Origin of the sequence: Candidatus Methanoprimaticola sp. MG2 (assembly GCF_047501175.1) — an archaeon.
In the GTDB taxonomy this organism is placed as follows: domain Archaea; phylum Thermoplasmatota; class Thermoplasmata; order Methanomassiliicoccales; family Methanomethylophilaceae; genus Methanoprimaticola.
On sequence record NZ_JBEQWH010000001.1, the window covers coordinates 137719 to 150797 of the forward strand.

Below are 13079 nucleotides of genomic sequence, written 5' to 3' on the forward strand. Positions count from 1 at the left end.
TCTACCGTATGGACGAATTCGGACGTTATGGGAGGATTGCTCCAACAACGTTATAATCTAACATCCTAGTTCAGTATGTGATGAAGATAATCGACGAGCCCCAGTTCGGACCGATGTTCCGTTTCAATGACGCCAACGTCTACTGGTCCCTATATGTCCTTTCGAGCGGAAGGCGTCTCGGACGCAAGAGGCTTGCGGAGGAGGTGGGGGTCGGAGAGGGCAGCATGAGGAGGATCATCGAGACCCTGAAGGAGTGGGAGTTCATCGAGATCCGCCAGACCGGCATCACGATCACCAAAGCCGGGATATCGTTCCTGAACAACATCCCCATAAGGCCCGTCGATGTGTTCGTAGAGGGGAGCGTCGTAGGGAAGTTCCAGCAGGGTGTCATCGTCCTCGGCTGCGCCAATCGCGTCAACAACGGGATGGAGCAGAGGGACGCCGGGATAAAGGTCGGGGGACAGGGATGCACGACCATCGTCATCCGCGACGGGAAGCTCATGGTGCCTCCCGACTGGAACCTGGACGAGAACATGCCCGAGGTCGCCTACCGCATAAGGAAGGAGACCGAGCTGACGCAGGACGATGCCCTGATCATCGGCGGCGGGGACACGGTCACGTCCGCGGTCGAGGCCGCCCTCACGGCCGCGCTAGAGATGTTCTGAAGATGCGCCATCTTCTGTCATATTCGGTCTATCAGGACCTCTCACTTTTCGGCGACGATCCAGGGGCCACGCTGGGCGGGATGGGGTGCGACGGGCTCGAGCTCCTGACGTCCTACGGGCCGCCCGACATGGCATATGCGGACCTGACCGAGACCGTGCACCTCCCGTACGCTCCCGACTGGCTCGCCGCATGGCAGGACCGTCCGGCGGACATGTCCGAGGAGGACTCCCTCTACTTCATGTACGGCAGGGGCAGGGAGGACGTCGTCACGAACGTGACGAGGGCGATAGACGCGGCATCGGTCCTGAGACCGGCGCACGGGGTGTTCCACGCGTGCAACGCCGACATAGAGGAGATCTTCCACAGGAGATACACCCGTTCGGACGACGAGGTCGTCCGTGAGCTCTGCGATCTCATGAACACCGTGGTCGGGGGGATGCACGGCGGGGAGCCGCCGTTCAGGATACTCTTCGAGAACCTGTGGTGGCCGGGACTGAGGCTGTTGGACGGGAGGGGGTTCGACATCCTCCGCGACAGGTTGGAGTTCGACGATTGGGGGATATGCATCGACACCGGCCACATGCTGGCCTGTCTCCCCACGGTCTCCGAGACCGATGGCATAGACAGGCTGCTGGACGTCTTCTCCGGATATTCCGATGACCTGATCGGGCGCATAACAGGGGTGCACTTCCATTGGAGCGCGACCTACGCGTACCGCACGACGTTCGAGGAGAGGGACTTCGAGCCTCCGGCATCGAGGTTCATAGCGGACGCGAACTCCCATGTGATGAACATCGACCGGCACCTCCCGTTCACGTCCGTCAGGTGCAGGGAGCTCCTCGATGCATTGAGGCCGGACTACGTCATCCACGAGATGCCCGGCTCGGAGGCGGGCATACTCGAGGACTTCCGCAAGCAACGTTCCCTACTGCCGTGAACGGCCGTGGGCAATGCGGAAGTTGCGAATGGTCGAACTTGTTTTTATCATGTTCGTATAAGTCAATTGTCGACCGACCGATCCCATAACATATTCGTACTTTTTCGCCTGTTCATTAAATATATGATATGCCAGGATCGCCGGGAAGTCATCGATCTTCCTCTTTAGCGGAACATCTTTAAGTCGACGAATGCCGATGTGTCAACCTATGACATCAGTCAAGGTTGCAGCAATTGCCGTTGTGGCCGTACTTCTTGTCGCGGTCGTTGGATACGTCGCGATAGACAAGCTCGGCGACAATGACGATGCACCCTCTGGAAACGTTATAGGGACGGACGTCCAGAAGGGCGACTCCTACACCCTGGCAACGTCTTACAGCAGTCAGAGCGTGCAGACCACCGGTGCGAACAACGACTCCTCCATCACCCGCGAGGTCATCGATGTCGATGGCACGTCGGTGGTGGTGAAGACGACCGAAGGCGGGACCACCACCACGGACACGATGCAGAAGGATGAGTACCTCGACGATATCTGCGTCATAAACGGGGAGATCGAGGGACAGTACCTCGGCACCGAGACCCTCAAGACATCGACCTACGGTGATGTGGAGTGCTGGATCTACTCCGACACGGACATCATCGGGAACACGACCACCGTCACCACGTACGAGTGGATCGGCGAGGGTACCAACATCATCTACAAGGTCCTGATCGAATACTCCACGCTCGGGACCAAGGAGGCGTTCGTGACCACGCTTCACGACACCAACATGATCGAAGGCGGTTCCGGGGAGGTCATCCCCGAGGAGCCGTCCGTCGGAACGGACATAAGGACAGACCTGCAGGTCGGGGACTTCATCGAGTTCACCGAGAGGGACGACGATGACGACGATGACCTGGACAGGGAGAGGGCCACGATCGTCGCCATCAGCGGGGACATGGTCATGCTCGATGATGACGGCATCACCATGACGAAGGGCCAGTTCCTCAAGTTCATCATGTACGATGGCAACGCCCCCGTCTCCTCGACGGAGACAATCGACACGATACACGGGACCATCGCCTGCAACGTGTACGAGGACAACGACTACTTCGCGTTCATGCAGAACCTCGACGATGATGATGACGACGATGACGACGATGATGATGACAACGACGACCGGTTCAAGGTCAAGATCTGGGCATCCTCGGACGGCAAGGTGATCTACAGGTTCCAGGCGATCGAGGGCGACGGCGACTCCACCACCAACGACCTGTCCGGGACATCGCTCTTCTCCGAGGCACCCGCGAAGCCCTCCGCGCCCGCGGACAACAGGTACGGCGTGGACCTCGTCGTAGGGGACCATTACGAGATCGCAGATGACGACGGGGACTCTACCGTCTACGAGATCGTGGCCATCGACGGGAACCGTCTGACCGTCAAGGAGACGGAGTACGATGGAAACAGGACGGAGGTCGAGTACGAGAGGATGTCCGCGAACGAGTTCCTCGACGACATCCTGATCACGGACAGCGCTCTGAACTCGAGCTACAGCTTCGAGGGGGCTGTGCATAACGGGATGAAGTACGCCGACAAGGACGACAGGGACGAGTTCATCATCGTCACCCAGAAGGGATCCAACTGGATCATATGGGAGGAGATCGACGATGACGACGATGTGACCTATCTCGACGACCTCGGGATAAAGGCACTCGCTTGAAACCGGCGACCCCGTCCCTGCCGAGGGACGGGGCCGTCAACCTTTACGAACGGTCAATCGGCACATTTTTTAAGACCGGTGCGAAGTCGGTCCCATGAACGGGGATACGCTCTCAAGGATTGGTCTCGCGATCTCCGCGATATGGCTGATTATCGTCCTTGTCCGCCTGGGATTATACTCGTCGCTGTTCGTCTCCACACCGGAGGGGCAGCTGTTCTCGACGGTCCTGAACGTCTTCCTGATCATCGGCATCGTCCTGATAGTCCTGATCTTCGGGAGGGGCGCGGTAGACTATCTCGCCGCGAAGGCCGGTAAGGGGACGCATTGCCAGCAGTGCTATGCGAAGCTCGTTCCGGGCGAGGAGTTCTGCCCCAAATGCGGCAGGAGGACCAGGGAGGATCGAGACAGGATTTCAACGGTCGAGCGTTGAAAACCTATTCTTTTTATACCTCCTCTAATTACTCGGGCCAGAGGAATTAAAAATGGCACGCTTCAAAGAGGCAGAGCACAGGCTCCTCGATAAGACCGTCTGCATGAGTTGCTACGCCACAAACCCTAAAAAGGCGTCCAGATGCAGGAAGTGCGGAAGCGGCGATCTCAGGCCCAAGGCCAAAGAGAGCAGGAAGCAGTGATTCTGCTTACGCCGGATTGTTTTTCTTACGGCCCACATGGGCCGGTCAATGAACAGTCAGCGTGAGCTATGGTGTTCCACACGACCAGTGCCTTTGCGAACCTCATATTAACGACGATGTGCATGTGTCCGGCGGAGCCATTGAATGAAGATCCTTATCGTCGATGACAATGTGGCCATCCAGGAGATCATAAAGGACATCCTGGTGGACGAGGGACACAACGTCCGTGTCGCTGGAACGGCCGCCGAGGCAGTGCAGAAGGTTTCGGACTTCAATCCGGACGTCGTCGTCCTGGACTCCAAGGTTGGCGACGACGACGGGTTCCACATCCTGTCGGAGATCAGCGCTGACCGTACCCCGGAGGAGCTGAAGGTCATCCTTCTCAAGGGAGGCACGGAGCTCGCCCCCACGGACAACCCGTACATCAAGGCGAGCATGGACAAGCCGTTCCGCTCGTCCGACATGATAGACGCCCTCCGCACCATACAGGAGGCGGACAGGACCGAGGAGACCGTCTCCACCGAGAAGGCCCGCAACAAGCCCAAGAAAGGGCTGTTCCGCAGGAGGTCCAAGGATGACGTCCCCATGGACGGGACCCTGGAGGAGGACGGGCTCACCTTCGGCAGGTCGTACGTCATCTTCGAGCAGGTCCCGCGCGGCATCTACAGGTTCGTGAACCTGTTCATCCAGGACAAGTGCGACGTCCTGATAGTCACGGCCGGCAAGGCCAAGGCGGTCAAGGAGCGCTTCTCCTACGATTCCATAGAGGTGCTGTCCCTCTCGGGGAGGGGCAAGTCCGGCACGATGGACATCCAGGAGCTCGGGACCATGACCGCGAACATCCGCCATTTCATCGAGGGGCACGAGCGCCCCGTGGTCATCTTCGACACCTTCGGCGAGATAATAGCCGTGGACGGCATCAACATGTCCTTCCTGATGCTCCAGCAGCTCATGTCCGGGAAGAGCAGGGCGTGCACCTTCGGCATCTCCGTCGACCCGACCGTGCTGACGAAGAAGGACATGGCGATCCTTATGCACAATACGATTGAATACAAGATACAGGAGTGAACAAGATGCAGATTGAGAGTGTATGGGCAAGAGAGGTCCTCGACTCCAGGGGAAATCCCACGGTGGAGGCGGAGATAAAGGTCAAAGGGCACACCATCTCGGCGATCGCCCCTTCCGGTGCCTCTACGGGGACATGGGAGGCGCTGGAGCTCAGGGATGGGGACAAGTCCAGGTACGGCGGGAAAGGCGTCCTAAAGGCAGTGGAGAACGTCCGCGGCCCCATCGCGAAGGCCCTCGTGGGCATGGACCCCTCCGACCAGGAGGCGATCGACCGTGCCATGATCGAGCTCGACGGCACCGAGAACAAATCGAACCTCGGCGGGAACGCCATGGTCGCGGTATCCCTTGCGGCCGTGAGGGCGGGAGCGTTCGCCGAGGGCATCCCCATGTACGAGCACATCGGCAGGGACCATGCGACCCTTCCCGTCCCGATGCTCAACATCATCAACGGCGGGAAGCATGCCGGCGGCAATCTGAAGATCCAGGAGTGCATGATCATCCCCGCGGGCGCCAAGAGCTTTTCGGAGTGCCTCAGGATGTCTTCCGAGGTCTACATGAGCCTCAAGTCCCTCCTGAAGGACAAATACGGCGTCAGTGCCGTGAACATCGGGGACGAGGGCGGGTTCGCCCCTCCCGTCGACACCGTCGACGAGGCGCTCACGACCATCACGGACGCAGTGTCCGATGCGGGATACGCGCCCGGGAAGGACATATTCCTCGCCATAGATGCCGCCTCGTCCGAGTTCTTCGAGGACGGCGTCTACAACGTGGACGGGCTGAAGCTCTCCGCGGGGGAGCTGTCCGACCATTACGTGCAGCTCACCAAGGACCACCCTCTGATAAGCATCGAGGACCCGTTCTTCGAGGATGATTTCGCGACCACGGCGGAGCTCACGAAGGCTGTGGGAAAGCGCGTCCAGATCGTGGGCGACGACCTGTTCGTCACCAACTCAAAGCGCCTCAGAAGGGGAATCGACGAGGGCGCTGCCAATGCGCTGCTCCTGAAGGTCAACCAGATCGGTACGATCACCGAGGCCGGCGAGGCGGCTCAGATGAGCTTCGACAACGGCTACAACGTCGTCGTCTCCCACAGGTCCGGGGAATCGGAGGACACGACCATTGCAGACCTGTCCGTGGGATGGGGAAGCGGAGAGATCAAGACGGGAGCTCCAGCACGCGGGGAGCGCACCGCCAAGTACAACAGGCTCCTGAGGATCGAGGAGCAACTGGGGTCCAAGGCAAGGTTCCCCGGGCTGTCCAAGTTCAGCATCTGATCCCAAACGGTCCGGTCCCGTTCCCGGGGCCGGACCTTATCATGGCATCTGTTATCCTATGGGATTATACCCATATTCGGGCGATATTTTTACTATTTAAATATAACACTTGAAAAACCCCTGCGTTTCCACTGGAAAACGGCTATGTTCCATGCTCATTCCAAGGGTCATTGTATCCAACTCTCGGAAGGCTTATATGCCCACGTCAATTAGCCTAAGACTGCGTTCGGGAATGACTTCTATGGATGGTAGGTCACCGGAATAACGCCGATCTCGGGGGAGAGGATTGAGGACAGAAGAGGAATATAACAGCGTTAGCTACGCGTCGCAAAGGGGATATCTTCGCACATTGGACACCATGGCGGAGGCATCTATGATGAGTGTATACTGTCCTTGCGGTCGCATAGTGGTTCTGGATCGTTCGGAGATGCGTGTGAGGCTCGGTCTCGGAAAAGAGCTCGAGTGCACGTCCTGCCGCAACCAGAGGATCTCCCAGGAGATCGATGCGATGAACGATCATTTCAATGGGATAGAGGAGTCGGACGAGGTGCTCTTCCGACCCTGAGAACACCGTTCTGGAAAAACAAAAAAGTAACACGAATAACTCATTCATGTTACTGAAAAATTGAGGGATGAAGGGGGTTTCAGGACGATTCGTCCTGTGTCTCATCACTCTTCTTCGCGGCCTTGGACTTCGCCGGTTTGCGGGCTGTCGTCTTCTTCTTGACCGTCTTCTTCTCCTTCTCCGCAGTCTCGCCCTCGTCCTTCGCCTTCGGCTTGGCGGGCTTCTTGCGTCCCGGACAGTCGGGATTGATGCACTCCTCCGTGTTCCCGAGGTTCACCATGGGCGACTTGCATATGGTGCACTGGCGTCCGGCATAGGACAGGCTGCCCCTGGGCCTGAGCGGGTACGTCTGCGTGCAGGCGGGCCACTCCGAACAGCCGGCGAAGCGCTTCCCGGCCTTCGAGTACATGATCCTGATCCTTCCCTTCTCGCATGTGGGACACGGTCCGAGATCGTTCCTCTCGGTGTTGCTGGTGCACTTGGGGTCTATGCACTGTATGGACGGGGGCATCCCCTTCCTGATGATCTTGAGATGAGGGAGGCCGCAGACCTCGCACGTGGTCTCCGTGGTCTGTATGAGGGCTCCCCTCGGTATCGGATACGCGCGCTTGCAGTCCGGGTATCCGTCGCATCCTATGAAATTGCCGTTCTTCGAGCGTTTTATGCTCAGGTTGTTCCCGCAGGACGGGCAGATCCCGATGTGCTGCTGCGAGTGCAGGGCCGCCTTGATCTCGCTCCCTATGTCCTCGGAGTCCGCCGAGATCTGGACCGCCACCTTGTAGAGCATGTCCTGGGACTCCTTGACGACAGAATCCAGGGTCCTCTCGCCGTCGCTGATGCTGATCATGTCCGCCTCCAGCTTTGCGGTCATGTCGGGCTCCGTGATGCCTCCACCGTGGTTCTCAAGCGCCTTCGTGAGCGCGATCCCGCTGGGGGTAGGGATCATGTAGTTCCCCTGGACGTAGTTCCTGGAGTACAGCTTCCCGATGATGTCGTGCCTGGTGGACTTCGTGCCCAGCTGGAGCCTGTCCATCTCCTGGATCAGAGAACCCTGGTTGTACCTGTAGGGCGGCTTCGTGGCCGATTCCACGAGCGTCATGGACCTGATGTCCACATCATCCCCCACGTTGAGGGCCGGGAGGCGTGCGTCGTTTGGCTTCAGGTACTTCCCGTAGTACTTCTTCCATCCTTTCTTCTTGAGGACATACCCCTCGGCATCGAAGCTCTCGCCCGCGACATCGATGGTGCATGTGGTGATCTCCGCCTCCGAGTTGGGCGCGACCGTAGCCAGGAACCTCCTCACGATGAGCTCGTAGAGCTTCCACTTGTCGCCCTTCATCTTGTCGGGGGATGCTCCCGCGGTCGGGTATATCGGAGGGTGGTCGGTGGTACGCCTCTTGCCCCTGGACGGTATTATCTTCTCCTGGGACAGGATCTCCTCGGCCTCGTTCTTGAACGCCCCGTCCTTCAGCTTCTCCAGGACGGCCCTGAGCGAGAGGCTCTTGGGGTACTCGGTGTTCTCTGTACGGGGATATGAGATGTATCCTCCGGTGTACAGGTCCTCGGCCAGCTTCATGGCCGTGGTAGGAGGGATGCCTATCTTGTTTGCCTCGACCTGCATCTGGGTGGTGTCGAACGGGGCCGGCCTGTACTCCTCCTTCATCTCGACGTTGTAGGACGTGACGGTCCCGACCTTGGCATCCTCCACGATGGCCATGATGGCATCCGCGTGGTCCTTGTCCCAGAACGGGTTCTCGGAGTGATTGCCCTTGAACGCCAGCATCCCGAACTTCCCGACGATGTCCCAGAACGGCGTGGGCTCGAACTTCTCGATCTCCTCATGCCTGTCCACGAGGAGCTTCAGCGTGGGGCTCTGGACCCTTCCGACCGACATGAAGTTCTTCCCCATCTGTCCAGAGGACAGCGATATGAGGCGTGTCAGGACGGCTCCCCATGAGAGGTCGATGATCTGTCTGGCCTCGGCCGCGTCGGCCAGTCTCTCGTTGGGCTCCGCAAGGTCGGCGAAGGCCGCTTCGACCTCCCCTTTCGTCAGAGCGCTGAACTTGGCCCTTTTGACGGACCCGAGGTCGACGCCGATCTCCTTGACGGTCTCCATCCCGATGAGCTCTCCTTCGCGGTCGTAGTCGGTCGCGATGATGACCTCGTCGGCGATGGACGCCAGTTCCTTGATCGTATTGAGAATGGACTTGACCTTGACGGTCTTCACCTGAGGGGCGTGGACGAGCTCCGCGGGGTCCGTGGCGCTCCAGTCGTTGTATTCCTCGGGATAGTCCAGCTCTATGATGTGTCCGCGGAGGGATACGACCTTGTACTCGTCTCCTCCCGCCTCGAAGGATATCACCGTCACTCCTCCGGAGGAGGTGGACTTCGACTTGCCGTCGGATAGGATCGTCGAGATCCTGCGGGCGGCATTCGCCTTTTCGGTGATAATCAGCTTCTTCATCTGGAACAGGACAGGATTAGTTGTTTTAATGACTTTCGCAGGCTCATCCATCATCCGGACAAGGCGTCCTCCGTCCCGTTGCGGTTTCCGGATGCATTTCGGACCCGATGGCAATGTTTCCTCGGACGCTGTGGGACTGTGCCGATCCATGACCGGGGAACGGTTCCTCGATACCGCTTCCACTTGTGTTTTATAGTAGTTGGATGTATATTCCAACCGTGAGGTTCGACGCGTTCGTGGAGGGGTTGGAGAAGACGCCCGGGGTCCTGAGGGTCGAGCACCTGTCCCGTGACAGGGTCGAGAGCGTCGTCAGATGCGAGGAGTCGATAAGGAGCGCTTCCTGCGGTCTCAGGATGGACAATTCGGGGATAGTGACATGCACGTCCCGCGACGACGTGTTCGTACTGTTCTGCGACATAAGGTTCCCCCGTCCGAAATGCATAACGATGGAACTCGTCGATGACCGCGGGATCACGATAGGCCATGATGTGACCTCCGAGATGATGCCGCGGTTCAAGGACCGCGACGACGTCATCTGGCTCTCCGAGTGCTTCGTCCTATATCCGCATCTCGCCGAACCGCATGACGTCCGCATGGTCATGAAGGCATGCAGGATGGAGTGTGACGTCCCGGAGGGGACGGAACCATGGCTGTTCTATCCCTCGCCGGAGTCGGCGGACATGCTCAACGCGGTCTACGGGATGGTCGACAGGATGATGTCGACCGTGATCCTGGGGGTCGACGGGCTGACGGATCAGCCCGGATCAGTTCCTGTGGCCGACGTGGTGAAGGTTTCCGGTGCTGGGGGCGGCCATGGTGAGCCTTCCTCTCAGGACACCCTTTATCGATGTGACCTCGTCTGCGAACGCCTTCAGCTCCCTCAGCTTCCCCTCGCAGATCATGATCTCCATGCACTTGTCATGGTCCAGGTGCACGTGGACGGACGTGTTCACGAGGGAATGATGGTCGTGCTGGATGTCGGTGAGCTTGTCGCCGACTGACGACGCGGTGTGGTCGTAGACGGTCACAATGGTCCCGACCATCCATTCGTCGTCGTTCTTCCATTCGGATTCGGCGAGGGAGTCGCGCACGAGGTCCCTGATGGCCTCAGACCTGCTCACATACCCTTTTTTGGAGATGGATTCGTCGAATTGTTTGAGAAGCTCCGGTTCGAGAGAGACGCCGATGCGTGTCACACCTTCCATGAAGGGTTATCCGATACGGAGGATATTAACACTTTTGTGAGGCGTCGTGCATACGTACGGCACCATATCCAGGTCAAACGTCTGAACGACGCATGACATACCGGTCGGATGCGCACATCTTAAAAGGCGGTCGATGATACATAGTCCGATGTCGGCTGAGTTCGAGAATCTGGAGAGGGCCATTGTTTCGGCCATCAGGAATGACGTTGAGGATCAGGACATCGCCGTTGCTTTCTCGGGAGGATTGGACTCCGGTCTCGTCGCGGCGATATCCAAGGACTATGCGAGGTCCGTCACGCTCTACACGTCCGGAAGGGACCAGTCCTACGATGTCGTGATGGCACAGGAGATGTCCGAACAGCTCGGGCTCCCCTGGCTCCACATACCTATCACCGAGGACAACATCGAGGCCAGGCTCAAGGAGATGATCACCATCACTGGGACCTCGTCACCGCTGACGCTGTCCTTCGAGCTGCCGATGTTCTTCGTCTGCAGGACCGTCCACGAGAAGTACATCATCGGGGGACAGGGCTCCGACGAGCTGTTCTACGGCTACAACAAGTACGTCGGTCTCCCGGACGACGAGCTGGAGAGGGCGAGGAAGGCGGACCTCGGGAAGCTGATAACGTCCACCATCCCCCATGAGACGATGGTCGCGAACCACTTCAACAAGAAGATCTTCTATCCGTACATGGACCCGCTCGTGACCATGCAGGTAAACGCCATGGACCTTGACGTGCTCAAGCCCAGGGACGGCGACTCCAGGAAGATGCTCCTCAGGGACATAGCCAGGAACCTCGGGTATCCGTTCATCGCGGACAAGAGGAAGAAGGCGGCCCAGTACGGTTCCGGTACCATGGACCTCGTCCGCAGCGTCGCGAAGAAGAAGGGCATGACGTACCCCGAGCTCGTGGATTCCATTTACAGGGACATCTTCGAGTGAACGGTCTCCATGAGGAGGCGGGCGGGATCCAGCTCCGTGAGGGAGTACAGCATACGGGTCCCGACCGCATCCTCGATCTCATTGATCAGGGCCTTCCCGTCGGAGAAGACGAAGTCCATCCCGACCATGGTGGGCCGGAGCTCCGAACAAACCGCTTCAACCATTCTTTCGACGTCGGGGGTCGGCTCGCAGAGCCCTATGCTCCCTCCGAGCTTGTAGTTCGCGCGGAAGTCCCTGTCGCTGCTCCTCATGACCGCGGCCAGCACCTTTCCGTCCAGGACGTAGACGCGCATGTCCCTCCCGAGGTCCGCCGTGGATTGGATGAGCGGGTCGTCGATGGTCCTGCAGAGCTCTGTGACCCCTTCCTCCGAGTCCGTCAGGAACACCTCGGTGCCACCGTGCCCCGTGCGCGATTTGACCACCCACGGCGGTCCGGCAGGGAGCCTCTCCCCAGGAAGGGAGCATTCCATGTGCGGTACGCCCAGTCTGTCGGCCATGCGGTATGTCTCGAACTTGTCGTTGGATATGCGGGACACCTCGGACGAGTTGAATACTGCAGTCCCCTGCGATTCCATCCTCCTCGCCAGGGCCCAGTCCCTGCTGCGGTTGATCATAATGTCGGGGATCCCGGAGGGTAGGTCGTCCGTGACGACCACGGACACATCCATCCCGAGGTCCCTGCCGTGCTCCGCCATCCTATCGGCGAAGAACCCGTTGGTCTCCAGGTCCTTGCGGGAGTACGCTATCCAGCACCTCATCCTCTCACGCTGTCCATGACATGTTCCAGAATGATCTCCGCCGCGTTCACGCCGGTGCAGTCCAGGAGGTTCCTCAGATGCGCGTTGGAGTTCACCTCGCACACCACATCCCCCTCGTCCGAGCGGAGGATGTCAACTCCGGCGAAGTCCGCCCCGACCGCTTCGCATGCGCGTATCGCCAGCTCCGATTCCTCATCGGTGGGCGAATGGGCGGATATCGTTCCGCCTATCGTCGCATTCGATCTGAAGTCCCCCGGAGGGGCGACCCTGGACATCGCCGCGACGGCCCTCCCGCCCACGACCTCCACGCGGATGTCCCTGCGTCCGCACTCCACGTATCTCTGCAGGATGCGCGGGACGAAGGGTCCGCGGGACCTCTCCCTCAGACCATCTATGTCGTTCACGAGGGACACCTGTTGTCCGAACGATCCGAAGCAGTCCTTCACGACCATCGGGAACCCGAGGGTCTCGGACGCACGGTCCAGGAATCCCAGGTCTCCGTAGGGTCCGAAGCTGAGGGGACAGGACATCGTCTCTATCGACGGGACTCCATGCGACCTGAGGGCGAGGTGCGTCAGGGCCTTGTCGTCGCAGACGGCTATGCAGGATGAGGGGTTGAACACCCTCGCGCCGCAGACCTCCAGGTTGCGGGCGCATCTCACGTCCTTGTCCCAGAACAGCACGAAATCCACATCACCGATGCGGGGCATGGTCCCTATAGGGGACATGAGCTCGGAGTTGTCGGTCGCCACCAGGTCGATCCCGACCTTCTCGGCGGCCTCTCCGAACATCGCTGCTGGCTCATCGAACTTGCGTCCTTCGAGGAACGCATTGGAGACGAAGATGCCGCGCATGCTCCGGGGATGGC

13 protein-coding genes are annotated in these 13079 nt (G+C 59.2%); 9 read left to right on the top strand and 4 right to left on the bottom strand.

The features are described from left to right. Positions 1-80: 80 nt before the first annotated feature. The 8 genes from V5D86_RS00615 to V5D86_RS00650 all read left to right on the top strand — a co-directional run bounded on the left by V5D86_RS00615 (position 81) and on the right by V5D86_RS00650 (position 6841). Entirely contained in the window at positions 81-665 is a 585-nt protein-coding gene (locus tag V5D86_RS00615) for a DUF4443 domain-containing protein (protein ID WP_414594760.1), read from the top strand. A gap of 2 nt (positions 666-667) precedes the next feature. Next, positions 668-1603, top strand: coding sequence for a sugar phosphate isomerase/epimerase (locus tag V5D86_RS00620; RefSeq protein WP_414594761.1), 936 nt, complete (start codon positions 668-670; stop codon positions 1601-1603). 208 nt (positions 1604-1811) lie between these two features. Then, on the top strand, positions 1812-3302 hold the full coding sequence (locus V5D86_RS00625; RefSeq protein ID WP_414594762.1) for a hypothetical protein: 1491 nt from the start codon (positions 1812-1814) through the stop codon (positions 3300-3302). Positions 3303-3396: 94 nt separating this feature from the next. Further along, positions 3397-3732 (top strand): zinc ribbon domain-containing protein, encoded by a 336-nt coding sequence (locus tag V5D86_RS00630; protein WP_414594763.1) that lies wholly within the window; start codon positions 3397-3399, stop codon positions 3730-3732. A 52-nt stretch (positions 3733-3784) separates the two neighbouring features. Beyond that, positions 3785-3934 (top strand): 50S ribosomal protein L40e, encoded by a 150-nt coding sequence (locus V5D86_RS00635; RefSeq protein WP_414594764.1) that lies wholly within the window; start codon positions 3785-3787, stop codon positions 3932-3934. A gap of 144 nt (positions 3935-4078) precedes the next feature. Continuing rightward, the gene (locus V5D86_RS00640; RefSeq protein WP_414594765.1) at positions 4079-5002 is read left to right on the top strand and encodes a response regulator; all 924 of its coding nucleotides are present in this window, start codon (positions 4079-4081) and stop codon (positions 5000-5002) included. A gap of 5 nt (positions 5003-5007) precedes the next feature. Continuing rightward, positions 5008-6276 (top strand): phosphopyruvate hydratase, encoded by a 1269-nt coding sequence (gene eno, locus V5D86_RS00645; RefSeq protein WP_414594766.1) that lies wholly within the window; start codon positions 5008-5010, stop codon positions 6274-6276. A 376-nt stretch (positions 6277-6652) separates the two neighbouring features. Beyond that, on the top strand, positions 6653-6841 hold the full coding sequence (locus tag V5D86_RS00650) for a hypothetical protein (protein ID WP_414594767.1): 189 nt from the start codon (positions 6653-6655) through the stop codon (positions 6839-6841). Between the two features lie 79 nt (positions 6842-6920). On the opposite strand, the gene V5D86_RS00655 is transcribed toward V5D86_RS00650, so the two are convergent. Next, positions 6921-9305, bottom strand: a complete 2385-nt coding sequence (locus tag V5D86_RS00655) for a DNA topoisomerase I (RefSeq protein ID WP_414594768.1) — start codon at positions 9303-9305, stop codon at positions 6921-6923. Positions 9306-10069: 764 nt separating this feature from the next. Then, a complete protein-coding gene (nikR, locus tag V5D86_RS00660) occupies positions 10070-10510 on the bottom strand; it encodes a nickel-responsive transcriptional regulator NikR (protein ID WP_414594769.1) in 441 nt (146 codons plus the stop codon). Between the two features lie 148 nt (positions 10511-10658). On the opposite strand from nikR, the gene V5D86_RS00665 reads away from it, so the two are divergent. Next, the gene (locus tag V5D86_RS00665) at positions 10659-11453 is read left to right on the top strand and encodes an asparagine synthase C-terminal domain-containing protein (protein ID WP_414594770.1); all 795 of its coding nucleotides are present in this window, start codon (positions 10659-10661) and stop codon (positions 11451-11453) included. Here V5D86_RS00665 and V5D86_RS00670 read toward each other — a convergent pair. Then, positions 11432-12211 carry an ATP-grasp domain-containing protein gene (locus V5D86_RS00670; RefSeq protein WP_414594771.1) on the bottom strand — a complete coding sequence of 260 codons (780 nt, stop codon included), beginning with the start codon at positions 12209-12211 and terminating at the stop codon, positions 11432-11434. The two genes, V5D86_RS00665 and V5D86_RS00670, sit on opposite strands and share 22 nt — an antisense overlap. Beyond that, positions 12208-13065 (bottom strand): RimK family alpha-L-glutamate ligase, encoded by an 858-nt coding sequence (locus tag V5D86_RS00675; RefSeq protein ID WP_414594772.1) that lies wholly within the window; start codon positions 13063-13065, stop codon positions 12208-12210. Before V5D86_RS00675 ends, V5D86_RS00670 begins: the two co-directional genes overlap by 4 nt. Positions 13066-13079 lie beyond the last annotated feature (14 nt).

Excerpts from the sequence above, each read along its gene's own strand:
- V5D86_RS00615 (WP_414594760.1), top strand. The coding sequence starts at position 81 with ATGAAGATAATCGACGAGCCCCAGTTCGGACCGATGTTCCGTTTCAAT.
- V5D86_RS00620 (WP_414594761.1), top strand. The coding sequence starts at position 668 with ATGCGCCATCTTCTGTCATATTCGGTCTATCAGGACCTCTCACTTTTC.
- V5D86_RS00625 (WP_414594762.1), top strand. The coding sequence starts at position 1,812 with ATGACATCAGTCAAGGTTGCAGCAATTGCCGTTGTGGCCGTACTTCTT.
- V5D86_RS00630 (WP_414594763.1), top strand. The coding sequence starts at position 3,397 with ATGAACGGGGATACGCTCTCAAGGATTGGTCTCGCGATCTCCGCGATA.
- V5D86_RS00635 (WP_414594764.1), top strand. The coding sequence starts at position 3,785 with ATGGCACGCTTCAAAGAGGCAGAGCACAGGCTCCTCGATAAGACCGTC.
- V5D86_RS00640 (WP_414594765.1), top strand. The coding sequence starts at position 4,079 with ATGAAGATCCTTATCGTCGATGACAATGTGGCCATCCAGGAGATCATA.
- eno (WP_414594766.1), top strand. The coding sequence starts at position 5,008 with ATGCAGATTGAGAGTGTATGGGCAAGAGAGGTCCTCGACTCCAGGGGA.
- V5D86_RS00650 (WP_414594767.1), top strand. The coding sequence starts at position 6,653 with ATGAGTGTATACTGTCCTTGCGGTCGCATAGTGGTTCTGGATCGTTCG.
- V5D86_RS00655 (WP_414594768.1), bottom strand. The coding sequence starts at position 9,305 with ATGAAGAAGCTGATTATCACCGAAAAGGCGAATGCCGCCCGCAGGATC.
- nikR (WP_414594769.1), bottom strand. The coding sequence starts at position 10,510 with ATGGAAGGTGTGACACGCATCGGCGTCTCTCTCGAACCGGAGCTTCTC.
- V5D86_RS00665 (WP_414594770.1), top strand. The coding sequence starts at position 10,659 with ATGTCGGCTGAGTTCGAGAATCTGGAGAGGGCCATTGTTTCGGCCATC.
- V5D86_RS00670 (WP_414594771.1), bottom strand. The coding sequence starts at position 12,211 with ATGAGGTGCTGGATAGCGTACTCCCGCAAGGACCTGGAGACCAACGGG.
- V5D86_RS00675 (WP_414594772.1), bottom strand. The coding sequence starts at position 13,065 with ATGCGCGGCATCTTCGTCTCCAATGCGTTCCTCGAAGGACGCAAGTTC.